This is a genomic window from Rathayibacter sp. AY1F2 (assembly GCF_002930885.1).
Lineage (GTDB): Bacteria > Actinomycetota > Actinomycetes > Actinomycetales > Microbacteriaceae > Rathayibacter.
The window spans coordinates 41,770-64,445 of sequence record NZ_PSVG01000004.1; the positions used below are offsets into that span (position 1 = coordinate 41,770).

The following is a 22,676-nucleotide window of genomic DNA, read 5'->3' on the forward strand; positions in this document are numbered from 1 at the left end:
ATTACTTGAGCGGGGACTCGGGCGGCGTGGTGGTGCCGGTGCCGGTGGTCGTGCCGGTGGATCCGGCGACGGTGCCGGTGGTCCCCTCGGTCGACTCACGGCGCTCGGTGCCGTCCTCGTCCTTCATGGTCTTGACCTCGCTCTTGAAGATCCGCATCGACTGCCCGACACTGCGGGCCAGCTGCGGGAGCTTGGGCGCACCGAACAGGAGGAGGATCACGGCGAGGATGATGAGGAGGTGCCACCCCTGGAGGCCAGCGAACATTGCAGACTCACTTCACTTGTCGGTTGCGGTGTACGAGGAGCTTACCCTGTTCGACCCGTTCTGACCGGCGGAGATCGATCCTGTCGCGACGTGCGTCACGCCGGCCCTCGTGCGCACGCCTCACGTCGTCGCGATCGGCGAACAGCGACGAGGACGGCCGGGGCGGCAGGTCGTCCGTCATTCCAGGACTCAGTGTCTCGAGTTTCGCGGTGACCTCGGACAGCTGTCCGAGGAGCACCTTCCCCTTGCGCCAGTAGGAGAGGGCGAAGAGGACCAGCATCGCCAGAGCGCCCAGCGCGAGGCCGAGCCAGATCAGGATCCACGACCACCAGGTCACGACGGCTCCCCCTCGTTCGCGGCGAGCGCGGAGGCCGCCCAGAGCGCGACCGCGGTGCGCGCCTCGGGGGGTGCCACCACGGTGACGAGACCCGCCAACGACGCCACCAGGCGCGTCAGTCCCTCCAGATGGGCGACGCGGAGACGGACGAGGACACCGTGGTCCTCCTCCCCCGGCACGGGATCGGGGAACTCGGCGTCGGCCGCGTAGTCGCCCAGCAGCACGACGGCGCTGGGGGCGACGCATAGGTCCACGACGAGATCGGAGGCGGAGGCCTCGAAGAGCCGTTCCGAGAGGGTCACCTCGTTGCGGCGCCGGACGATCGGCGTCCCCGTGTCGCGGAGGGAGCGCATCCTGTCGACCCGGAACGTCCTGACGCCCTCGCGGAGGTGGTCCCATCCGCGCAGGTACCAGTCCCGATCGACCGATTCGAGCACGAAGGGGTCGACGAGCCGGGACTCGGTCTCGCCGCGGGCGCTGCGGTAGTCGAAAGCGACCTGCGTCGCCGAGCCCATCGCTGTCCGCAGGAGCGCCACAGCGCTGTCCGCGCCCGTGCCGCGCGAGACCGCGACCGCGCTCGGGGCCGAGGAGGCGCCGCGTGCGAGCTTCCCCATCAGCGAGGCGATCCGGTCGTTGCCCTGGTTCTCGGGCAGCGCTGCGAGGTACTGCATGCCGGCGATGAGGGCGGCGGCCTCCCGCGCCGAGAACCTCGGCGAGTCGTCGATCGCGACCTGGTGGGTGAGGACGACGTGGTCGTTCTCCTCGAAGTCGTCCCAGCCGATGTCGAAGAGGTCGTTCGCCTGGTACTGCGCGGTCTCGCCGGGGATGCCCGAGACGGCGATGAGGCGCACCGCGCGGCGCACCTCCTCCTCCGGGATCTCGAAGTGCGCGGCGACCTCGGCGACGGAGACGCGGCCCCGGTCGAGCAGGTAGGGAACGAGGGAGAGGAGGACGGCCAGGCGGTCGCGCGCCTGCAGGGAGCGGGGTCTAGCCACGGGGATCCCCTCCATGGTCGTCCAGGGTGCGGCGGAGGCGGTCGAGGACGCGGCGGCGGAGCTCCTCCGGCTCGAGCACCCGCACCTCGGGACCGTGACCGGCGAGCTCGTCCGCGAGCACGTCCGGGTCGGTGTAGTGCAGGCGCAGCAGGCCCTGGCCCTCGCCCTCGGCCTCGGCACGCCCGCCGAGACGGAGGGCGGCGTCGGAGTCGGGGGCGACGCGCAGGAGCGCGCTGTTGCGCTGCAGGATCTCGTCGAGCTGGGCGAGAGCGGTCGCCGCGTGGTCCCCCTCCACGAGAGGCGCGGTGCGGCCGGTGGACGCGACCGGCCCGACGATCCGCGACAGGAGGAAGGTCCGCGTGCCCTCGGCGCCCTCGTCCCAGCCGTGGAGGTGCCAGCGCCCCTGGTGGTTCACCAGGGCGCGGGGCTGCACGGTGCGCACGCGCGGCTCCTCGCCGCCGGGCTTCAGATAGGGGAAGCGGACGACCTGGCCGCGGTCGAGCGCGGCGTTGAGCGGCTCGAACGAGGACTCGCGAACCCGGATCGAGGGGCTGATGCCGATGACGGGGTCGACGGACTCGACCCCGATCGAGCGCAGCTTGATCAGCGCGCGCCGCGACTCCGCCGAGAGCGTCCCCTCGCGCCAGACCGCCCCGGCCAGGCGGAGCAGCGCGAGCTCCTCCGGGTCGAAGGTCAGGTCGGCCGGGAGGTCGTAGCTGCGCTTCGCGATGCGGTACCGGACGGTCTGGGTGTTGCCCGGGTCGCCCGGGGCGTCGACCGTCTCGATCGGGATGCCCAGCTCGCGCAGGTCGTCCTTGTCGCGCTCGAACTGGCGCTCGAGCGAGGTCCGGTCGCCCCGGCCCACCCGCTGCCGGTAGCCCTGCACCGTGGAGAGGACGTCGGCCTTCGTCAGTCCGTTCTCGGCCGCGACGAGCGCGAGCACGAGGTTGAACAGACGCTCCTCGGCCGGGACGCGGCTCGAGGACGGGGCGTCGGAAGGCACGCCCTCCAGTCTAGGGCCGGGCCCGGTCAGACCTTTCCGAGGATGTCGGCGACGAAGATCAGCGTCGCGCCGCCGGGGATCCCGCCCTGAGGGGAGCCCTGGTCGCCGTAGCCCTGGTCCGGCGGGATGACCGCGATGACCTGGGATCCGACGGGCTGGCCGATGAGGGCGTCGGCGAATCCGGCGATGACTCCGCCCTGGGTGGTCGAGCCGTCGGCGGCCGTGAAGACGGCGGGAGCGCCCTTCTCCCAGCTGGAGTCGAACACCTTCCCGTCGCTCCACTGCCAGCCTGTGTAGGCCACGACGACCTGGTCGCCCTCGGCGACGACGTCGCCGTCGCCCTTCTTGAGCTGGGCGATGCGGAGGTCGGTCGGCGCGTCACCGGAGGGCTTCGCGAGCCCCGGGCGTCCGTCGTCGCCGAGCGTCACCGTCGGGAAGCCGTCGGGCGCGGGCTGGGCGGCGCCGTTCGCGCGGGCCAGCGAGGCCTCACGGACGTCCGCGACGAGCACGAGCGTGTCGTCCTCCGAGATGCCGAGCTGCGACGAGGACTGGCCGAAGCCGTCCTCGGGGGCGATCGCGATGGCGACGCGCGAGCCGACCTGCGTGCAGAGGAGGCCCTCGTTCAGGCCGACGAGCCCGGCTCCGCCGACGCCGAAGCGGGCGGTGCTCGACCCGTCGTAGGGCGAGGTCTCGAGGACCGTGCCGTCCGCTCCGTTGACCAGGGTGTAGTCGATGGTGACGAGCTGGCCCTTCTCGAGTGGTGCGCCCGAGCCCTCGATGAGGGTGCTGACCTGCGTGCCGTCCGCCTTCAGCGGCGTCGGGACGCTGACGTCCGGCTTCGCTCCGAAGTCGCCCGTGGCGCTGACCGCCGCCGAGGAGTCGCCGGAGGAGAACGGAGCGTCGCAGTCCGCCTGCGAGGAGGACGCGGTGCATCCGGTGAGAGCGGCGACGATGCCGATGCCGGCGATGAGCGCGGTGGTCCTGCGCACGGGTCCTCGATTCGAGTGAAGGGGAGCGGTGACGCCCGGGGTGGAGACGGCCCGGAGGCCGGGAACAGCTTAGAGGATGCCCTCGTCGTCGGGCTCCGCGGTCTCCTCGCCGAACCCGCGGGCCCGGGAGAGCTCGGCGCTGGTGGCGGACTCGCGGACCCGCTTGCGCAGGCTCTTGGGGCTCACGGCGCGCTCGCCGAGCGCGCCGGGGGTCCAGGCCTCCACGTCCTCGTCGCTGAAGTCCGTCTTCGACGGGCGACGCTTGAGCTCGGGGAGCACGGTGTCCGGAGCGAGCCGGCGAGCGGTGATGAGGAAGCCGGTGTGGCCGATCATCCGGTGGTCCGGCCGGACCGCGAGGCCCTCGACGTGCCAGCCGCGGACCATGGTCTCGTTCGACGACGGGTTCGTGAACAGGCCCGAGGCGCGGATCGCCTCCGCCGTCCGCGAGAGCTGCGTGACGGTGGCCACGTAGCAGAGGAGCACTCCCCCGGGCGTGAGAGCCTCGGCGGCGACGTCGAGGCACTCCCAGGGCGCGAGCATGTCGAGCACGACGCGGTCGGCCTCGCCGGACGGGACCGTGCCGGGCAGCGCCTCGACGAGGTCGCCGACGGTGACGCTCCAGTTGTCGGGCGTGTAGCCGAGGAAGGTCTCGATGTTCGCCCGTGCGACATCCGCGAACTCCTCGCGCCGCTCGAACGACGACAGCCGGCCGGTCGGACCCACCGCCCGCAGCAGCCAGAGCGAGAGCGCGCCGGAGCCGACACCGGCCTCGACCACGCGGGCGCCGGGGAAGACGTCGGCGAGGGCGAGGATCTGGGCCGCGTCCTTCGGGTACACGATCGCCGCGCCGCGGGGCATCGACATCACGAAGTCGGCGAGGAGAGGGCGCAGCGCGAGGTGCTCGACGCCGACGGTGTTGGTCACCACCGAGCCGTCGGGCAGCCCGATCACCGTGTCGTGCTCGATGCCGCCCCGGTGCGTGTGGAACACCTTGCCGGGAACGAGCGTGATGGTGTTCATCCGCCCCTTGGGTCCCGTCAGCTGGACGCGGTCCCCCGCGCGGAAGGGTCCGGAATGCTGCAGTGCCTCACCGGTCATCGGCGGGCCTCCGTCTCGGTCGTGGCCGGGCCGGAGCCGCGGTGCTCGGAGGACAACGTCGCGAGGTCCGCGACGGTGCGGCCCGCGAGAGTGGGCCAGAGGGCGTAGGGGGCGGCGGGATCCAGCTCCAGCTGGTGCGGGACGCCGATCGCCGCGGCTCCGGAGGCGACGGCCGCGCCGAGGCCCGTGAGGGAGTCCTCGATCGCGACGCATGCGGTGATGTCGACACCGAGGGTGCTCGCGGCGAGGAGGTACGCCTCGGGGTGGGGCTTGCTGCGCTCGACCATGTCGCCGCTGACGACGGCGGCGAAGGCGGGGAACGGGATCCGGTCCACGACGGCCGCGGCCATCCGCGAGATCGACATCGTGACCAGCGCCTGCGGCACTCCCGCCTCGGACACCGCGCGCAGCAGCTCGAGCGCGCCCGGTCGCCACGGGATGCTCACGGCCAGCTGGTCGACGACCTCGTCGGTCATCCGGTCGATGATCGCGTCGACGGAGAGGTCGACGCCCTTGCCCTGCAGGATGCGGGCGGCGGCGGGCAGGCCCGAGCCGACGAGTCCCATCGCGTCCTCGTGGGTCCACACTCCGCCGAAGGAGGAGACGAGCGCGTGCTCCGACGCCATCCAGTACGGCTCGGTGTCGACGAGCGTCCCGTCCATGTCCCAGAGGACGGCGGCGGGGGCGGACGCTCCTCCGAGCGGCTCGGAGGACAGCGGCCGGGCGGAGGTCTCGGGAGTCACGAGCGACCATGGTACCGGCAGGGCCGCGCCCCTCCCCGGCCGCGGGCCGAGAGCGAACAGCGCGGCCGATCCCGCCGGACGGGACGGGCGGGGCCGGGGGCGGTCCTATCCTGGACGGAGGGACAGGCGCGGTGTGCGCTCCCCGCACATCGAGCCGAACGCGGAGATCCTGCCTATGAACGTGATCACGGGGAACGTCCTGGTCGTGGCCTTCGAGGGCTGGAACGACGCCGGGGACGCCGCCAGCGGCGCGCTGCGGCTGGTCAAGGACGCCGGGGAGTACGTGCCCCTCTTCGCCGTCGACGCCGAGCAGTACTACGACTTCCAGTACACCCGCCCCATGCTCTCGATCGGCGAGGACGGCCGCCGCAGCCTCGCCTGGCCCGGCACCCAGATCTTCGGCCCGGCCGACACCTCGGTCGACGCCGAGAGCGCGCTGTACCTCATGATCGGCACCGAGCCCTCGCGCAGCTGGAAGAGCTTCGCGGCCGAGGTCGTCGACGCCATGCTCGCGATAGACATCTCCGCCGTCGTCTTCCTCGGCGCGATGCTCGCCGACGTCCCGCACACCCGGCCGATCTCCATCTTCGCCTCGAGCGAGAACGCGGAGCTGCGGAGCTCGTTCGAGCTCGAGCGCTCCAGCTACGAGGGGCCGGTCGGCATCCTCAGCGTGATCGGCGAGGCCGCACAGAAGGTCGGCATCCCCGCCGTCTCGATCTGGGCCTCCGTCCCGCACTACGTGCACAACGCGCCCTCGCCCAAGGCGATGCTGGCGCTGCTCGAGAAGCTCGAGGAGGTCGTCGGCCTGGCGATCCCCCGCGGCGACCTCGTCGAGGAGGCGGAGGAGTGGGAGCGCGGCATCGACGCCCTCGCCGCCGAGGACGAGGAGATGGCGTCGTACATCGCCCAGCTCGAGCAGGCGCGCGACACCGTCGACTCGCCCGAGGCGAGCGGCGAGGCGATCGCCCAGGAGTTCGAGCGCTACCTGCGCCGCCGCGGCGACGGCCGCTCCGGCGAGGAGCCCTGGCGCCCGTAGCCTCCGCCGGCGCCCGCTCGTCCGAGACGGTCGTCGATCACGGGACCGCTCCCGGCCGCCCTGACGGGACTCGCCCACGACGGGACTCGAGCCTGACGGGACTCGAGCCTGACGAGGTTCAGGCCGGGCGCACCCCGAGCAGGGCGTCGACCGCGTCGCGCAGGAGCGACGGGTCGTCCACGCCCTCGGTCAGTGCGGCGTCGACGACGGCGAGGGCGGCCGGAGTGCCGAGGTCGTCGGCCAGCGCCTCGCGCAGCTGCGCCAGCACCTCGAGCGCCGAGCGCGGTCCGACGGCGGCGAGGGCCGCCTCCCAGCGCGCCAGGCGCGCTTCGGCCGACGGCAGGTCCTCGGGCAGCCACTCCCAGTCGGAGCGGTAGTGGTGCGCGAGGAGCGCGAGGCGGATCGCCCGCGGGTCCGCGCCCTCGCTCCGCAGACGTGAGACCAGCACCAGGTTCCCGAGCGACTTGCTCATCTTCTCGCCCTGGTAGGCGACCATCCCGGCGTGCGCGTAGGCGCGGGCCAGAGGACGGCCGGACAGCGACGCGGCGTGGCCGGCGCTGAACTCGTGGTGCGGGAAGACCAGGTCGCTCCCGCCGCCCTGCAGGGTGAACTCGGGTCCGAGCCGGTCGAGGGCGATCACCGAGCACTCGATGTGCCAGCCCGGACGGCCGCGGCCGACCTCGGCGTCCCAGGCGGGCTCGCCGGCGCGCTCGGCCCGCCAGAGCAGCGGATCGAGGGGGTCGCGCTTGCCGGCGCGCTCCGGGTCGCCCCCGCGCAGCGCCGAGAAGCGGGCCATCGACTCCGCGTCGAGCCGGCTCTCGCTGCCCAGGTGCCAGACGGCGCTCTCGGCCGCGGCGATGTCGTAGTAGAGGTCGCTCGCGCCCTCCTCCGCCGCGTCCGGAGCAGCGACGCGGTAGGCGACGCCGTCGCGCTCCAGGCGGGCGACCGCCTCCGCGATGGGATCCACGGTCTCGGTGACTCCGACGTAGTGCTGCGGAGGCAGGACGCGCAGGGCGGCCATGTCGCCGCGGAACAGCTCGACCTGCTCCTCGGCGAGGTCGCGCCAGTCGACACCGGTGGCCGTCGCACGCTCGAGCAGCGGGTCGTCGACGTCGGTCACGTTCTGGGCGTACTCGACCGTGTAGCCCGCGTCGAGCCAGACGCGCTGGACCGTGTCGAAGGCGAGGTAGGTCGACGCGTGCCCGAGGTGGGTGGCGTCGTAGGGCGTGATGCCGCAGACGTAGAGGCTCGCGACTCCGCTGGGCGCGTCGAGCTCGACGGGGCCGGCGGTCGCGGTGTCGTGCAGGCGCGGTGCGCTCCCCCGGCCGGGCAGGGCGGGGACGTCGGCGGCGGTCCAGGCGCGCATCTAGGCGGCGATCAGGCCGGTGGCGAGCGCGACCATGAGGACGACGCCGAGGACGATGCGGTACACGACGAACGGGAGGAAGCTGCGGCGGGAGATGTAGCTCATGAAGAACGCGATCACGACGAAGCCGACCACGAACGCGACGATGGTCGCCACGAGAGTCTCGAGCCCGCCGACCTGGACCTGGTTCGGGAGCACGACCGGGTCGCTGATGCTCTTGTACAGCTGGTAGAGACCGCTGCCGAACACCGCGGGGATCGCGAGGAGGAAGGAGTAGCGCGCCGCCGCCTTGCGCTCGTAGCCGAGGAAGAGGCCCGCGGTGATGGTGCCTCCCGAGCGCGAGACGCCGGGGATCAGGGCGAGTGCCTGCGCGCCTCCGAAGATCAGGCCGTCGCGGACGCCCAGGTCGCGCAGGCGGCGCTTCTTCGCGCCGACCGCGTCGGCGATGCCGAGCAGGATGCCGAAGAGGATGAGGGTGGTGGCCACCACCCACAGAGAGCGGAGGGTCGTCTCGATCGCGTCCTGGAAGACGAGGCCGAGGACGATGATCGGAAGGCTGCCCAGGATGATGAGCCAGCCCATGCGGGCGTCCGGGTCCGAGCGCGGGATCCGGCCGACGAGGGAGCGCGCCCAGTGCGACACGATCCGCACGATGTCGCGCCAGAAGTAGATGATGACGGCGGTCTCGGTGCCCAGCTGCGTGATCGCGGTGAACGCGGCTCCGGTGTCGCGGCCGCCGAGACCGGGCAGCAGCTCGCTGACGATCCGGAGGTGGGCGCTGGAGGAGATGGGGAGGAATTCGGTCAGACCCTGGACGAGTCCCAGGATCAGCGCGTCGAGCAGGCCCATGCGTCACTTTCGAGGAGGGCTGGGGCGTCGTCGGCCAGCAGTCGGTCGGGATCGGTCGGTGCTGACCCGGTCCGCGGCGCCGTCAGGAGCTCAGCAGGAGATCGGTCAGGACCTTCCTGCCAAACACTAGTGCGTCCAGTGGAACGCGCTCGTCGACCCCGTGGAACAGCGCCGGGAAGTCCAGGGACGACGGCAGCTGGAGCGGCGCGAACCCGTATCCGGTGATGCCGAGCGTCGAGAGCGCCTTGTTGTCGGTGCCTCCGGAGAGCAGGTACGGGAGGACCTCGGCGCCCGGATCGAACCGGCGGATCGAGGCGGCCATGCTCTCGACGAGGGGGCCGGCGAAGGGCACCTCGAGTCCGATGTCGCGGTGCTGGACGAGGATCTCGACGTGCTCGCCCGCGAGGACCTTCAGCCGCTCGAGCACCGAATCCTCCTCGCCGGGGAGGACGCGCACGTCGATGGTGGCCTCCGCGGTGTCCGGGATGACGTTGGCCTTGTAGCCGGCAGACAGCATCGACGGATTGGCGGTGGTGCGCAGCGTCGCGGCGATGAAGCGCGAGGCGGTGCCGGTGGCGAGTGCCAGCTCCTCCGGAGTGCTGCGCTGGGGGTCGTGGCCGAGCAGGCGGGCGACCTCGTCGAGCAGCTCGCGCGTGGTGTCGGTGAGGCGCGTGGGCCACTCCTCGCTGCCGATGCGGGCGATCGCCTGCGCCAGCCGGGTGACGGCGTTCTCGGAGTTGATCTGCGAGCCGTGCCCCGCCGTGCCGTGCGCGCGGAGGGTCAGCCACATCAGCGCCTTCTCGCCCGTCTGCACGAGGTAGGCGCGCTTGCCGGCCAGCTCGATCGAGTAGCCGCCGACCTCGCTGATCGCCTCGGTCGCTCCGGCGAACAGCTCGGGCCGCTCACGGGCCAGGAATCCCGATCCCCGCACGCCGCCAGCCTCCTCGTCGGCGAAGAAGGCGATGACGAGGTCGCGGGAGGGGCGCCGCCCCTCGCGGAGGATGTCGCCGAGCGAGGCGAGGATCATCGCGTCCATGTTCTTCATGTCGACCGCGCCGCGGCCCCAGAGCATGCCGTCCTTGATCTCGCCGCCGAACGGGTCGACGCTCCAGTTGTCGGCGATGGCGGGCACCACGTCGAGGTGCCCGTGGACGACGAGGGCGCCGCGCTCGCGGTCCTCCCCGGCGACCCGCGCCACGACGCTCGTGCGTCCCGGGTCGGAGTCGATCAGCTCCGGCTCGAGGCCGAGGTCGCGCAGCTTCGCCGCGACGTACTCCGCGGCCGGGCGCTCCGGCTCCGCCTTCCCGTCGCCGTAGTTGCTGGTGTCGAAGCGGATGAGATCGCGCGCGATGAGCGCCGTCTCGTCGAGGGTGCTGTCGGTCACGGGCGCGCTGTCGATGCTGTCGGACATGCGGGCAACGGTACCGGCGCGGGCTCGACGGCGCGCGGAGGCCGGTGGGCCGCGAGGTGGCGTGAGAGGCTCCGGAACCGTGCTAATGTCTTCTTCGGCCGCGGAAACGCAGGTCGAAGGAAACACTCGTCCGGGTGGCGGAAATGGCAGACGCGCTAGCTTGAGGTGCTAGTGCCCGTATAGGGCGTGGGGGTTCAAGTCCCCCCTCGGACACACTGATCGGAACCCCTCGTCTCTCCTCGGAGAGGCGGGGGGTTCCGTCGTTCCCGGCACCGTCCCCTCCTCGCGCCGGCGGGAGGGATGCTGTGGGCGGAGAGTGCAGACGCCCCGGCTCCTCACGAGGAGACGGGGCGTCTGCTGCATCGGACGGGCGCTTCTGCAGCGGACGGGCGCTCCTGCACCGCAGGGCCCTCCTGCACAGACCGTGCCTCGGCGTCAGACGCCTGCCGTCGCCGGCGACCAGCCGAGAGCCGGAGCGATCGATTCCACGACAGTGCGCAGGAGCCGCGCGTTGTACTCGACCCCGAGCTGGTTGGGAACGGTGAGCAGCAGCGTGTCCGCCTCCTGCACGGCGGCGTCCGCAGCGAGCTCGGCGGCGACGGCGTCCGGCTCGCCCGTGTAGCTGCGGCCGAATCGGGCGCGGACGCCCTCGAGGGTGGCGACCTGGTCCTGCTCGCCGCGGCCGCCGAAGTACAGCCGGTCGAGATCGGTCGTGATCGGAAGGACGCTGCGCGACACGGAGACGCGCGGGGTGCGCTCCCAGCCCGCCTCGCTCCACGCGGCGCGGTACTCGCGGATCTGGCGGGCCTGCAGCTCGTCGAAGGGCACGCCCTCCTCCTCCAGGAGCAGGGTCGACGACTGCAGGTTCATGCCCTGCTCGGCCGCCCAGCGCGCGGTCGCGAAGCTGCCGGCACCCCACCAGATCCGGTCCTCGAGGCCGGGCGAGCGCGGCTCGATCGAGAGCGGGAGCGACTGGCGCGTCATCGCAGGATCGGACTGCGCGACCGGCGCCCCGGCGAGCGCCTCCCGGAGGATGCGCACCTTCTGCCGGGCGAGGTCGGCGTCGGTCATCCCCTCCGGGGGGACGAAGCCGAACACCTCGGACCCGCGCAGGGCGGTCTCGGGCGATCCCCGGCTGACCCCGAGCTCGAGCCGGCCGTCGGAGATCAGGTCGGTGGCGGCCGCCTCCTCCGCCATGTAGAGCGGGTTCTCGTAGCGCATGTCGATGACCCCGGTGCCGATCTCGATGCGGCGGGTGCGCGCGGCGATCGCCGCCAGCAGCGGGAACGGCGAGGCGAGCTGCGGCGCGAAGTGGTGCACGCGGACGTAGGCGCCGTCGATGCCGATCTCCTCCGCCGCCTCCGCGAGCTCGATCGTCTGGAGGAGGACGTCGCGAGCCGAGCGGGTCTGAGACCCGGGGACGGACTGGTAGTGGCCGAAGGAGAGGAAGCCGATGCGCGAGACCATGCCTGCCTCAGCGCTCGGGGGTCCCCCGCTATTCCCGGAGGGTGTGCACGGCGGACGCCGAACCGCGACAGCGCTCCCGAGGAGTCCTCAATACACGTATGGTGGTCGCGTGCCCGCTGATCGGGGCGGAGAGGGGTCGTCGTGGAGCCGATGGTCGGTCGCCTCGGGGCGACTCTCGGGGTCGCCATGCAGACGATCAGCGGGTCGCAGGTGCAGGCATGCGCTCTCCGTCCGCAGCGGAACCGGTCGCCCGGTCGCGTCTCCGCGTCAGTGCGCCTCGAAGTCGGCGGAGACCGAGGCGGTGACCTCGATGTCCTCCGGCTTGAGGGCCAACGGCTCCTCAGGAGAGGAGAACGCCTTGGCGCGGCTCATCATCGCCGAGCCGCCCTCGATGCGCGTGTGCGGCCGCAGTCCCGGCTCGAAGAGGGTCAGCACCCGCACCTCGGTCAGGCCGAGGGCCGCCGCATAGGCCTCGGCCCGCTCGCGCGCGTCGCGCACGGCAGCGGTGCGGACCTCGCGCTCGATGCCCGCCCGTCGCGCCGCCGTCACGTCCCAGTCGACCCCCGAGATCTGGATCCCCGGCACCTCCGAGATCGAGCCGACCCAGCGCCCGAGAGCCGCGAAGTCCCGGTACTTCACCCGGACCCCGGCGGCCGCGACATGGAACAGCTGCGTGACGTCCGAGTCCTTGATGTACCGGCGGATCGAGGAGACCGAGATCTGATCGGAGGACCACCAGGTGGCGGCGCCGGACGCCTGCTCGGCGGCCGCCTCCTCACGGACCCGCGCGTGCAGGGCGGTGACCTCGGCGAGCGCCTGGGGTCGGGATCGCGACTCGCGCCGGATCTCGAGGCGGACGGTGCCCCGCTCGGCGGGGTGGAAGTGCTGGGCGAGACCGGCGACGGTGATGGTGACCATGGCCCCATGGTGCCGTACGCACCCCGTCAGCTCCGAGCGGCGAGCATCTCCCGGATGCGGTCGGCGAGGGCCCGCTCCGTCGTCAGGTTGCTGACCAGCTGGGCTCGGTGCCCCCCGCAGGCGCCTGGGAGGGGATCTCCGGTGCTCGGGTCGACCCGGCCCAGCAGTGCCCGCTCCCCCTGGGCGATCGAGGCCTCGAGCAGGGCGAGCCGCCGCTCGAGCCGCTCGATCTCGAAGCTCTCGGGCGTGATGTCGGACTCGCGGAAGTGGCCGGCTGTGGAAGTGGGGACGCTCATCGATGATCCGTTCCGTCGGGGGCGCCCAGGAGCGGCGCCATCACCAGGAAGACACCGGAGAACGGCGATCATGACGCGAAGGCGCGAAATGCACTGAGACGTGGCGCGCCACCGGCGGTCAGGAGCGGAAGACGGCCAGGTTCTCGTTCTCCACGATGGCGAGGGTGCGGACGAGGCGGGTGTAGCGCTCGACGAGCTCGCCCTCCCCCGCGCCCTGTCCCAGCAGGGCCGAGATGCTCTCGGCAGGGAAGAGGGAGACGATCTCCATCGCGACGGCCCGCGCGTGCTCGGAGGAGAGAGTGCGCGCGTACTCCAGAGCGCGGGTCAGCTGCGGCCTCTCCTCCCCCTCCGGACTCGCCGACGGCGCCGTCGTGGCGGCATGCCCGAGGACCGCCACGAAGACGCGAGCGATCTCGTCGACCCGGAGTGCGCGGACCAGGGTCAGCAGACGCGAGGAGACGCGGGAGACGCCGCGCGCGAGGAGCTCTCCGCTGAGGGCGCGCACCTCGATCACGTCGCCGCCGCCGAACTCGCCGGAGACGCGCTTGATGCCCGAGGCGAACAGGCTCGAGCCGGCTCCGATGCTCCGCTCGGCCTCGAGGTTGATCTCGACGCGGCCGCGGCCGGTGGCCACTCCGGAGATCCAGCGCTGCTCCACGGGCGGATGCGCGTGCACGGCGCGGACGAGGGTGCCCGGGCCCGGCCCTCCCAGGGCGCCCAGGATGACCTCGGGGGTGCGCGCCCCGGCGATCCTGGTCGAGACGCCGTTGTGCGCGGCGAGCTCGGCGGCCCGCAGCTTGGAGCGGATGCCCCCTCGGCCGGTACCGCCCTTCTGCACGCCGATGCGGCGCAGCTCCGAGATGCCCAGCTCCTCGAGGTGCACGCCCTCGGCGATGCTGCCGGCGAAGACGCCGGGGACGTCGGTGAGCAGCAGCAGCAGGTCCGCGCCGAGGAGCATCGCCAATCCGCCGGCGACGCCGTCGTTGTCCGAGCCGGCGGAGTCGATCGTGTCGTTGCCGTTGACCACGGGCACGACTCCGGCGTCGAGGGCGTGGCGGATCGCCTCGGCGACGTGTGCCATCTGCCGGGGAGAGGCGAGGTCGGACTCGCCGATGAGGATCTGCGCGATCAGGGCGCCCGAGAGCTCGGCCACCGAGCGGTAGAAGCCCATCAGGACGGTCTGGCCCACCGCTGCCGCCAGGCGGGCGCTGATCGGCTCCTCCTGCGAGCGGGCGAAGAGCGCCCGACCCGAGGAGACGGCGCCGGAGGAGACCAGCACGACGTCCCAGCCCAGCGCGCGGGCGGCGAAGGCGCTCTCGAGCGCGCTGGCCAGGAGAACGGGATCCGGACCCGACTGCTTGGTGACCGAGCTGGACCCCATCTTGACCACGAGGGTCCTTCTGCGCGGCGCGGCCGGGGCGGTGGCGTCGGAGTCGGCGGGGTCGGGCAGGGCGTCGGACATGGCTCCATGCTAGAGGCGCGGTAGGAGGCCCTCCCTCGCCGAGACCCGGCGGAGAACGCCCCCGGACGGGAATGTCGGGGGCGGATGCGAGACTGCCCGGGACGTCTGGAACCTCCTTCACGGTGCCCCTTGCCGGGCGGTCACGGAGGGGTCCGAGCGGCTCGCCGGTGGATGTCGGTGGCGATTGACATACTCGAACACATGTTCGAACATGGGCAGATGAGCCCCCCTTCATCCCTCGTCTCCGCGGAGACGGCCGAGGCCGCAGAGCCCCTTCTGCGGCAGCTCGCGTCGGTGAAGGAGCTGCAGTCCCGCATCCGGGACATGCAGGCGACCACTCTCGAGACCAGGAGCCTCGCCACCCTGCCGGCCTTCTCCTCCGTGCTCCCGGGCGGCTCGCTCAAGCAGGGTGCCGCCTACTCGGTGGAGGGCTCGATGAGTCTGGCGATGGGGCTGCTGGCCGGCCCGTCCGCCGAGGGCTCGTGGTGCGGCGTGGTGGGCGTCCCGGAGTTCGGGGCCGAGGCCGCGGCCGGCATGGGGATCGACCTCGAGCGCCTGGTGCTCGTGCCCGCACCGGCCGAGCACTGGCTCACCGTCACCGCCGCTCTGGTCGATGTGCTGACCGTCGTGCTCACCCGTCCGCCCGCCTCCGTCTCCTCGACCGACGTCTCACGTCTGGGAGCACGACTGCGCCAGCGGGGTGCCGCGCTCGTGGTCCTCGGCGAGTGGCCCCAGGCCGAGGCGCGGCTCAGCATCCGCAGCAGCCGCTGGGAGGGGCTCGGCGACGGCCACGGCTACCTGCGCTCCCGGGAGGCGATGGTCGATGTGGTCGGCCGGGCCGGCACCCGGGTGCGCACGGTGCGGATGAGCATGGCCGGCGTCGAGAGCGCCTTCGGCTCCCGGGTCGAGCACGGCCGCCTGCACGAGCGGGCGGTCTGAGATGGCGAGCGCACCCGAGCTGCGGCGGACGATCCTCGTCTGGTGCCCCGACTGGCCCCTCCTTGCGGCCGCCGCCGACGCCGGCCTCGGCGCCGGGCACCCCCTGGCCCTCACGGAGAAGAGCCTGGTCTTCGCCTCCTCCCCCGCTGCTCGGGCGGAGGGGGTCCGGCGGGGCATGCGCGTGCGCGAGGCGCAGTCCCGTTGCACGGGTCTCGCCGTCCTCCCGTACGACCCGGTGCTCGACCACCGGGCGTTCGAGCCGCTCATCCAGGCGCTCGAGGAGATCACCCCGGGCGTCCAGCTGATCCGGCCCGGTCTGTGCGCGATCCGCGCCCGCGGTCCGCGCCGCTACTACGGGAGCGAGCAGAGCGCGGCCGAGGCGATCCTGCAGCGGCTGGCCGAGCTGGGTCTCCCCGACGCCCGCATCGGGATCGCCGACGGGCTCTTCGCCTCCGAGCTCGCCGCGAAGCACTCCGGCTGCCCCGTCGCCGTCGTGCCCCCAGGAGCAGCGGCAGGCTTCCTCGCTCCTCTCCCGCTCGACGCCCTCGAGACCGAGTCCGTCGCTGCCCCTGCCCGTGCTCCCCGCCGGGGGGACGACCTGGTGGCGCTCCTGCGCAGGCTCGGCGTCCGCACCCTCGGCGCCTTCGCCGCCCTCCCTCGCGAGGACGTCGCCGCCCGGTTCGGACCGGAGGGCGCCCACGCGCACCTCCTCGCCGCCGGTGCGGAGTCGGAGACGGTGGTGCCCCGGCTCCCGCCGGAGCGCCTCGACCGGGCGATGGAGTTCGAGCCCCCTCTGGACCGCATCGACCAGGCCGCCTTCGCCCTCCGCGTCCCCGCGGAGGAGTTCGTCGCCGGGCTCACCCGCGCACAGCTGGTCGCGACCGCCATCCGCATCGAGGTCGTCAGCGAGCGCGGTGAGGTCTCCTCCCGGAGCTGGCTGCACCCGAGATGGTTCACCCCGGGCGACGTGCTCGACCGGGTCCGCTGGCAGCTGCAGGGCAGCGGGGAGATCGACACCGGTCTCGGAGCGCCGATCTCGCGGCTGTGCGTCGAGCCCGACGCGGTCGACGCGATCGGCAACCACGAGCAGGGTCTCTGGGGCACCGCTCCGGAGGAGCGCGTCCACCACGGGCTGAGCCGCGTGCAGAGCATGCTCGGGCACGAGGCCGTGATGACCGCGTCGATCGGAGGGGGTCGATCCCTCCGCGACCGCCAGCACCTGATCCCCTGGGGCGACCGGGAGCCGGGCGACGCACGGCCGAGGACCCTGCCCTGGCCCGGCTCCCTGCCGCCGCCCCTCCCGCCGACGGTCTTCGCGGAGCCCGCGGCCGTGCTGGTCCGCGGACCGAGGGGCGAACCCGTCGCCGTCGACGAGCGCGGCGCCCTCAGCTCCGTGCCCGCCTACTTCACCCCCGGGACCTCTCAGGCACGACTGGAGCCCCTCGCCGGATGGGCGGGTCCCTGGCCGATCGACGAGCGCTGGTGGGATACGAGCACCGCCGTCCGCTACGACCGCTTCCAGGTGGTCGACGCCGCCGGTGTCGCCTGGCTGCTGCTCTGCCTCGACGGGGTCTGGGCAGCAGAGGCCCGCTACGACTGAACCGGAGCATCCCTCCACCACCGCGAACGAGCACCGAAGGAGCCCCGATGGGCTGGAACAACCCGCCGATCCCCTGGTCGGAGTTCGAGCGCCGCCTCTCCAGCGGCAAGCGCGCCGACGGCACGGTCGTCCGGGGCGACGGCGGCGACAGTCCGGCCTGGTCGCACAAGCGCCCCGCCTACGTGGCAGGGGACGACGTCCGGCCGCCGGCTCATCCGGTGCCCTACGCCGAGCTGCACGCCCACTCCCACTTCAGCTTCCTCGACGGGGCGAGCAAGCCGGAGCAGCTGGTCGAGGAAGCGGTCCGGCTCGGCATCGACACTCTCGCGCTCACCGACCACGACGGCCTCTACGGCATCGTGAGGATGGCCGAGGCCGCGCAGGGGCACGCCGTCCGCACGGCCTTCGGAGCCGAGCTCTCGATCGGGCTCACCTCGCCTCAGAACGGGGTCGCCGATCCGGAGGGGACCCACCTGCTCGTCCTCGCGCGCCGCGAGGAGGGCTACCACCGCCTCGCCCGTGCGATCACCACCGCCCAGCTCGCCGGAGCCGAGAAGGGCAAGCCGAGCTACGACCTCGAGGAGCTCGCGCGCGCCGCCGACGGCCACTGGATCGTGCTGACGGGCTGCCGCAAGGGAGCGGTCCGTCAAGCGCTCGCCGCCGCAGGAGTGGCCGCGGCCGAGCGGGAGGTCCGCGAGCTCGTCCGGCTCTTCGGTCCCGCCAACGTCCTCGTGGAGCTGTACGACCACGGGGATCCCCTCGCCTCGCGCGCCAACGACCAGCTGGCGGCGATCGCCGAGAAGCTCCGGCTGCGGACGGTCGCCACCGGGAACGTGCACTACGCCCGGCCGGAGGAGCGCCCCCTCCAGACGGCCCTCGCCGCGGTCAGAGCACGCCGGAGCCTCGACGAGATGGACGGCTGGCTCCCCGCCGCAGGCGGCGCCCACCTGCGCTCCGGCGCCGAGATGGCCGAGCGCTTCGGCCGCTACCCCGGCTCCGTGGAGAACACGGTGCGAGTCGCCGACGAGATCGCCTTCGAGCTCGGCCGAGTCCGGCCCCGGCTGCCGCGCCAGGAGGTCCCCGAGGGGCACACCTCGATGAGCTGGCTGCGCGAGCTCGTGCGCGAGGCCGTGCCGGCCAAGTACCCCCGCGCCGACGCCGACGTCCTCGCGCGCCTCGAGAAGGAGCTCGCGGTGATCGAGCAGAAGGACTTCCCGGGCTACTTCCTGATCGTCCACGACATCGTCCACTACGCCAAGCGGAACGGCATCCTCTGCCAGGGACGCGGCTCGGCCGCCAACTCGGCGGTCTGCTACGTCCTGGGCATCACGGCGGTCGACTCGATCTTCTACGACCTGCCGTTCGAGCGGTTCCTCTCCAGCATCCGCGACGAGGAGCCCGACATCGACGTCGACTTCGACTCGGAGCGACGCGAGGAGGTGATCCAGTACGTCTACCGGAAGTACGGACGTCTGAACGCGGCCCAGGTCGCCAACGTCATCACCTACCGGCCCAAGTTCGCCGTGCGCGACATGGCCAAGGCCCTCGGATACAGCGCCGGGCAGCAGGACGGCTGGTCGAAGCAGGTCGAGCGGTGGGGGTCCGTCACCGAGAGCACCGACCACGACATCCCCGAGGACGTGGTCGCCCTGACCACCCGGGTGCTGGGCACGCCCCGGCACCTGGGCATCCACTCCGGCGGCATGGTGCTGACCGACCGGCCCGTGGGCGAGGTCTGCCCGATCGAGCCCGCTCGGATGGAGGACCGCACCGTCCTGCAGTGGGACAAGGACGACTGCGCCTGGATGGGCCTGGTCAAGTTCGACCTCCTCGGGCTCGGGATGCTCGCCGCCCTGCAGTACACGTTCGACCTCGTCGCCGAGCACGTCGGCGAGAAGTGGGACCTCTCCACCCTCCCCCGGGAGGAGAAGGGCGTCTACGACCAGCTCTGCCGCGCCGATTCCATCGGGGTGTTCCAGGTCGAGAGCAGGGCGCAGATGGGCACCCTCCCCCGGCTGCAGCCTCGCCGCTTCTACGATCTGGTGATCGAGGTCGCGCTCATCCGCCCCGGCCCCATCCAGGGCGGTGCGGTCCACCCCTACATCCGCCGCAAGCTCGGCGAGGAGCCGGTGACGTACCAGCACCCCCTCCTCGTGACGCCGCTCAAGCGCACCCTCGGCGTGCCGCTCTTCCAGGAGCAGCTCATGCAGGTGGCCGTGGCCGTCGGCGACTGCAACGCGGAGGACGCCGACCTGCTGCGCCGGGCGATGGGGTCCAAGCGCGGGACCGAGAAGATCGAGACCCTCCGCGAGCGGCTCTACCAGGGGATGGCCCGCAACGGCATCACGGGCGAGGTCGCGGACGACATCTACCTCCGGATCCAGGCCTTCGCGAACTTCGGCTTCGCCGAGAGCCATGCGATCAGCTTCGCCCTGCTGGTCTACGCGAGCGCCTGGCTCCGCCTGCACTACCCCGCTGCGTTCACCGCCGCGCTGCTGCGGGCGCAGCCCATGGGCTTCTACGCCCCGCACACCCTGGTCGCCGATGCCCGGCGTCACGGAGTGGAGGTCGTCTCGCCCGACGTCAACCGCTCGCTGGCGCCTCCCGGGCTCGAGGCGAAGGAGGACACCCCCGCACGCCGGAGGGGCGGTGCCGCCTACGGGAGCGACGACTGCCTCCGCGCCGATCAGCCGCCCACGGGGCTGTTCGACCGCACCGAGCACTTCCACACGGACGACCACAGGCGCGACAGCGGCTTCGTGATCAGGCTCGGGCTGGCCGGGGTGAAGGGCATCGGCACCTCGCTCGCCGAGCACATCGTCGCCGAGCGCGAGCGCGGCGGACCCTACGCGAGCATGGCCGACCTCTCGCGTCGGGTCGGCACGACCGCGGCTCAGCTGGAGGCCCTCGGTGCCGCGGGCGCCTTCGACACGCTCGGTCTGCAGCGCCGGCAGGCGCTCTGGGAAGCCGGCACCGCCGCAGGTGACCGCGAGGAGTTCCTCGCCGGTTCCACGGTCGTCGTGCAGCCCCCGCTCCTGCCGATGCTCTCCCCTCAGGAGCGCGTGGTCTTCGACTTCTGGGCCACCGGCATCTCGCCCGACGACCATCCGCTGCGCCACCTCCGCGAGGGACTCGCTCGCCGCGGCGCCCGCTCCTCGGCCGATCTCCCCGCCATCCCCTCGGGGACCCGGATCGAGGTCGGCGGGGTCGTGATCCACCGCCAACGTCCCTCCACAGCCGGTGGAGTGACCTTCCTCAACCTCGAGGACGAGCACGGGATCCTCAACGTGATCTGCTCCGTCGGAGTATGGAACCGCTACCGCCGCGTGGCCCGCGAGGCACCCGCCCTGCTGGTCAGGGGGATCCTCGAGCGCTCCGACGAGGGGGTGACGAACCTCCTCGCCGACAGGTTCGAGACCCTCACGGTCGGCGCTCGCACCACCTCCCGCAACTTCCGATGACCCCTCAGCGGCACCGCCCGCTCGCCCCACGAGAAAGCGACACCATGACCACTCTCGACCACGCCGCTCCCGCTTTGCACCTCGTTGCGCCGCTCCTGAACGACCGCGAGCTGCGCGAGCGCGTCTCCTCGCTGATCGGACCGGCCTACCGCCGGGCGCTGTGGCCGATCTTCCTCGACCGCGACGGCGTGCAGCTGCCGATCCTCTACCCGGTGGACGGACTCCCCGTGCACCCCGACGAGGAGAAGACCGAGCGGATCGTCGCCACCCTCGCCAAGGCCGTGGCGCACCAGGACGTGGGCTCGCTCGCCTTCGCCCTGGAACGTCCCGGGCGCGCCTTCCTCGGCGAGACCGATCGGGTCCTCGCCCGTCACCTGGCGGCGGCGTGCCACAAGCGGGCCATCCCCCTCCGCGCGCTCCTGCTCGTCCACGACGAGGGAGTGCGGGTCGTGACCGCGACGGAGTACGCCGCGGTCACGCTCTGAGCGCTCGGGCCCGAGGCGGCCGTTCAGGACAGCGGCGGCCGGCCACCTGATCAGCCGGCCGCCACGGCGCTCAGGCGCTCAGGCGCTCAGGCGCTCAGGCGCTCAGGAGCTCAGGAGCTCAGGCGCTCAGCGTCACCAGCAGCGAGGAACCGCCGAGATCCACCTCGGTGTCCCCGGGCTGCACCGCGTACTCCCCGACGCCGAGCAGCGTCTCCGACACCTCCGGCAGGGCGATGCGGGCGGCGGACTCGCCGACGTTGATCGCGACGGTCACCCGACCGCGGCCGAGAGTCAGCCAGCGGGCCTCCTCGTCGAACTCCACGCGGAGCGACCCGAAGCGCGGGTCCGTCAGCTCGGGGTAGCGGCGGCGGATCGCCGCCAGCTCGCGGTACACCTCGAGGGTGCGGGCGTGACGCCCCTCCCCGACCTCGGACCAGTCGAGCCGCGAGCGCAGGAACGTCTCCGGGTCCTGCGGGTCGGGCACGACCTCCGGGTCCCAGCCCATTTTCGCGAACTCCTCGATGCGGCCCTTCGCCGTCGCCTCGCCCAGATCCTTCTCCGGGTGCGAGGTGAAGAACTGCCACGGGGTCGACGCCGCCCACTCCTCGCCCATGAACAGCATGGGAGTGAAAGGGCCCAGCAGCGTCAGAGCAGCGGCGATCGCGAGACGGCCCTCGTCGAGGGACGCCGTCAGACGGTCGCCGACCGCCCGGTTGCCGATCTGGTCGTGGTTCTGGCTGCAGACCACCAGGCGCCAGGTCGGCATGTGCTCGGTGTCCACCGGACGGCCGTGGTGACGGCCGCGGAACGTCGAGAGGGTGCCGTCGTGGAAGAAGCCCCGCGTCAGCACCTTCGCGAGGGCGCCGAGCGGCGCGAAGTCCTCGTAGTAGCCCGTGGTCTCCCCGGTCAGCGCGACGTGGACCGCGTGGTGGAAGTCGTCGCTCCACTGCGCGTCGAGCCCGTAGCCGTGCGCCTCCCGCGGAGTGATCAGCGTCGGGTCGTTGAGGTCGGACTCGGCGATCAGCGTCAGAGGGCGCCCGACGTGGGCCGACAGCACGGCCACCTCGCTCGCCATCTCCTCGAGCACGTGCACGGCCCGCTCGTCCGAGAGGGCGTGCACCGCGTCCAGGCGCAGGGCGTCGACGCGGTAGTCGCGCAGCCACATCAGAGCGTTGTCGATGATGTACCCGCGGACGGTGTCCGAACCCTCGCCGTCGAGGTTGATCGAGCTGCCCCAGGTGTTGGCCTTCTCGTTCTTGAGGTAGGGGCCGAACTCCGGCAGGTAGTTGCCGCTCGGGCCGAGGTGGTTGTAGACGACGTCCTGGACCACGCCGAGGCCGGCGCGGTGGGCGGCGTCCACGAAGCGCTGGTACGCCTCGGGTCCGCCGTACGGCTCGTGCACGGCGTACCAGAGGACGCCGTCGTAGCCCCAGTTGTGCGTTCCGTTCACCGCGTTGACCGGCAGCAGCTCGACGAAGTCCACGCCGATCGAGCGCAGGTGCTCGAAGCGCTCCGCCGCCGCGTCCAGGGTGCCCTCGGGTGTGAACGTGCCGAGGTGCAGCTCGTAGATGACGGCGCCGGCGAGCTCGCGCCCGGTCCAGGCGGAGTCGCCCCACTCGTGCGCCGAGGGGTCGAACGTGCGCGAGAGCTCGTGCACGCCCTTCGGCTGGCGGCGCGAGCGGGGGTCCGGCAGCGGACCACTGCCGTCCACCCGGTACCCGTAGTCGACCTCGCCGGTGGCCGGGGCCGACGCGGGCGCCCGCCACCATCCGTCGTCTCCGTGGCGGGTCATCGTCAGCGACGAGTCGTCGCCGAGAAGGAGCTCGACCGTCGAGGCCTCGGGGGCCCAGACGTCGAACCGCTCGGGCCCGGTCGTCGGGAGTGCGTAGCGGTAGGGAGTCGTGCTGATCACTGCTGTCTCCAGGAGGGGTCGGATCGGTCTGCGGTGCGGTGCGG

Annotated in this window: 20 protein-coding genes and 1 tRNA gene; 6 read left to right on the plus strand and 15 right to left on the minus strand. The window is 72.5% G+C overall.

The window, feature by feature from the left end; all coding sequences use genetic code 11:
• Position 1: 1 nt before the first annotated feature.
• The 7 genes from tatA to C5C54_RS04600 all read right to left on the minus strand — a co-directional run bounded on the left by tatA (position 2) and on the right by C5C54_RS04600 (position 5,430).
• On the minus strand, positions 2-265 hold the full coding sequence (tatA, locus tag C5C54_RS04570; protein WP_104222022.1) for a Sec-independent protein translocase subunit TatA: 264 nt from the start codon (positions 263-265) through the stop codon (positions 2-4).
• Between the two features lie 7 nt (positions 266-272).
• Positions 273-602, minus strand: coding sequence for a hypothetical protein (locus C5C54_RS04575; RefSeq protein ID WP_104222020.1), 330 nt, complete (start codon positions 600-602; stop codon positions 273-275).
• Complete coding sequence (locus tag C5C54_RS04580; RefSeq protein WP_258063224.1) at positions 599-1,597, minus strand: YafY family protein; 999 nt, start codon at positions 1,595-1,597, stop codon at positions 599-601. Before C5C54_RS04580 ends, C5C54_RS04575 begins: the two co-directional genes overlap by 4 nt.
• Positions 1,590-2,600, minus strand: coding sequence for a YafY family protein (locus C5C54_RS04585; protein WP_104287893.1), 1,011 nt, complete (start codon positions 2,598-2,600; stop codon positions 1,590-1,592). Before C5C54_RS04585 ends, C5C54_RS04580 begins: the two co-directional genes overlap by 8 nt.
• Positions 2,601-2,626: 26 nt before the next feature.
• Positions 2,627-3,589: an FKBP-type peptidyl-prolyl cis-trans isomerase gene (locus C5C54_RS04590; protein ID WP_104222014.1), complete on the minus strand. Its 963-nt coding sequence runs from the start codon at positions 3,587-3,589 to the stop codon at positions 2,627-2,629.
• Between the two features lie 69 nt (positions 3,590-3,658).
• Positions 3,659-4,687 carry a tRNA (adenine-N1)-methyltransferase gene (locus C5C54_RS04595; protein WP_104222012.1) on the minus strand — a complete coding sequence of 343 codons (1,029 nt, stop codon included), beginning with the start codon at positions 4,685-4,687 and terminating at the stop codon, positions 3,659-3,661.
• Positions 4,684-5,430 carry an HAD family phosphatase gene (locus C5C54_RS04600; RefSeq protein WP_258063225.1) on the minus strand — a complete coding sequence of 249 codons (747 nt, stop codon included), beginning with the start codon at positions 5,428-5,430 and terminating at the stop codon, positions 4,684-4,686. Before C5C54_RS04600 ends, C5C54_RS04595 begins: the two co-directional genes overlap by 4 nt.
• A gap of 175 nt (positions 5,431-5,605) precedes the next feature.
• Between C5C54_RS04600 and C5C54_RS04605 the strand changes: the two genes are divergently transcribed.
• On the plus strand, positions 5,606-6,466 hold the full coding sequence (locus tag C5C54_RS04605; RefSeq protein WP_104222142.1) for a proteasome assembly chaperone family protein: 861 nt from the start codon (positions 5,606-5,608) through the stop codon (positions 6,464-6,466).
• A 118-nt stretch (positions 6,467-6,584) separates the two neighbouring features.
• Here C5C54_RS04605 and mshC read toward each other — a convergent pair whose 3' ends face one another.
• The 3 genes from mshC to C5C54_RS04620 all read right to left on the minus strand — a co-directional run bounded on the left by mshC (position 6,585) and on the right by C5C54_RS04620 (position 10,092).
• Positions 6,585-7,832 carry a cysteine--1-D-myo-inosityl 2-amino-2-deoxy-alpha-D-glucopyranoside ligase gene (gene mshC, locus C5C54_RS04610; protein WP_104225264.1) on the minus strand — a complete coding sequence of 416 codons (1,248 nt, stop codon included), beginning with the start codon at positions 7,830-7,832 and terminating at the stop codon, positions 6,585-6,587.
• Entirely contained in the window at positions 7,833-8,681 is an 849-nt protein-coding gene (locus tag C5C54_RS04615; RefSeq protein WP_104222008.1) for an undecaprenyl-diphosphate phosphatase, read from the minus strand.
• Positions 8,682-8,763: 82 nt separating this feature from the next.
• Complete coding sequence (locus tag C5C54_RS04620) at positions 8,764-10,092, minus strand: M20/M25/M40 family metallo-hydrolase (protein ID WP_181027105.1); 1,329 nt, start codon at positions 10,090-10,092, stop codon at positions 8,764-8,766.
• Positions 10,093-10,220: 128 nt separating this feature from the next.
• Between C5C54_RS04620 and C5C54_RS04625 the strand changes: the two genes are divergently transcribed.
• Positions 10,221-10,305 (plus strand) — tRNA-Leu (locus C5C54_RS04625).
• Between the two features lie 222 nt (positions 10,306-10,527).
• On the opposite strand, the gene C5C54_RS04630 is transcribed toward C5C54_RS04625, so the two are convergent.
• The 4 genes from C5C54_RS04630 to proB all read right to left on the minus strand — a co-directional run bounded on the left by C5C54_RS04630 (position 10,528) and on the right by proB (position 14,235).
• On the minus strand, positions 10,528-11,559 hold the full coding sequence (locus tag C5C54_RS04630; RefSeq protein ID WP_104246820.1) for an LLM class flavin-dependent oxidoreductase: 1,032 nt from the start codon (positions 11,557-11,559) through the stop codon (positions 10,528-10,530).
• A gap of 267 nt (positions 11,560-11,826) precedes the next feature.
• Positions 11,827-12,477 (minus strand): SIMPL domain-containing protein, encoded by a 651-nt coding sequence (locus C5C54_RS04635; protein ID WP_104225267.1) that lies wholly within the window; start codon positions 12,475-12,477, stop codon positions 11,827-11,829.
• A gap of 26 nt (positions 12,478-12,503) precedes the next feature.
• The gene (locus C5C54_RS04640; RefSeq protein ID WP_104222002.1) at positions 12,504-12,773 is read right to left on the minus strand and encodes a hypothetical protein; all 270 of its coding nucleotides are present in this window, start codon (positions 12,771-12,773) and stop codon (positions 12,504-12,506) included.
• A 118-nt stretch (positions 12,774-12,891) separates the two neighbouring features.
• The gene (gene proB, locus C5C54_RS04645) at positions 12,892-14,235 is read right to left on the minus strand and encodes a glutamate 5-kinase (RefSeq protein ID WP_104222000.1); all 1,344 of its coding nucleotides are present in this window, start codon (positions 14,233-14,235) and stop codon (positions 12,892-12,894) included.
• Between the two features lie 219 nt (positions 14,236-14,454).
• Here proB and C5C54_RS04650 point away from each other — a divergent pair, with 219 nt between their 5' ends.
• The 4 genes from C5C54_RS04650 to C5C54_RS04665 are packed head-to-tail and all read left to right on the plus strand — an operon-like array spanning position 14,455 to position 20,720.
• Positions 14,455-15,174: a hypothetical protein gene (locus C5C54_RS04650; RefSeq protein WP_104287894.1), complete on the plus strand. Its 720-nt coding sequence runs from the start codon at positions 14,455-14,457 to the stop codon at positions 15,172-15,174.
• Between the two features lies 1 nt (position 15,175).
• On the plus strand, positions 15,176-16,774 hold the full coding sequence (locus tag C5C54_RS04655) for a DNA polymerase Y family protein (protein WP_104287895.1): 1,599 nt from the start codon (positions 15,176-15,178) through the stop codon (positions 16,772-16,774).
• 47 nt (positions 16,775-16,821) lie between these two features.
• A complete protein-coding gene (locus tag C5C54_RS04660; RefSeq protein WP_104287896.1) occupies positions 16,822-20,235 on the plus strand; it encodes an error-prone DNA polymerase in 3,414 nt (1,137 codons plus the stop codon).
• 44 nt (positions 20,236-20,279) lie between these two features.
• Entirely contained in the window at positions 20,280-20,720 is a 441-nt protein-coding gene (locus C5C54_RS04665; protein WP_104287897.1) for a hypothetical protein, read from the plus strand.
• Positions 20,721-20,838: 118 nt separating this feature from the next.
• Here C5C54_RS04665 and treZ read toward each other — a convergent pair whose 3' ends face one another.
• Complete coding sequence (gene treZ / locus C5C54_RS04670; protein ID WP_258063226.1) at positions 20,839-22,632, minus strand: malto-oligosyltrehalose trehalohydrolase; 1,794 nt, start codon at positions 22,630-22,632, stop codon at positions 20,839-20,841.
• Positions 22,633-22,676 lie beyond the last annotated feature (44 nt).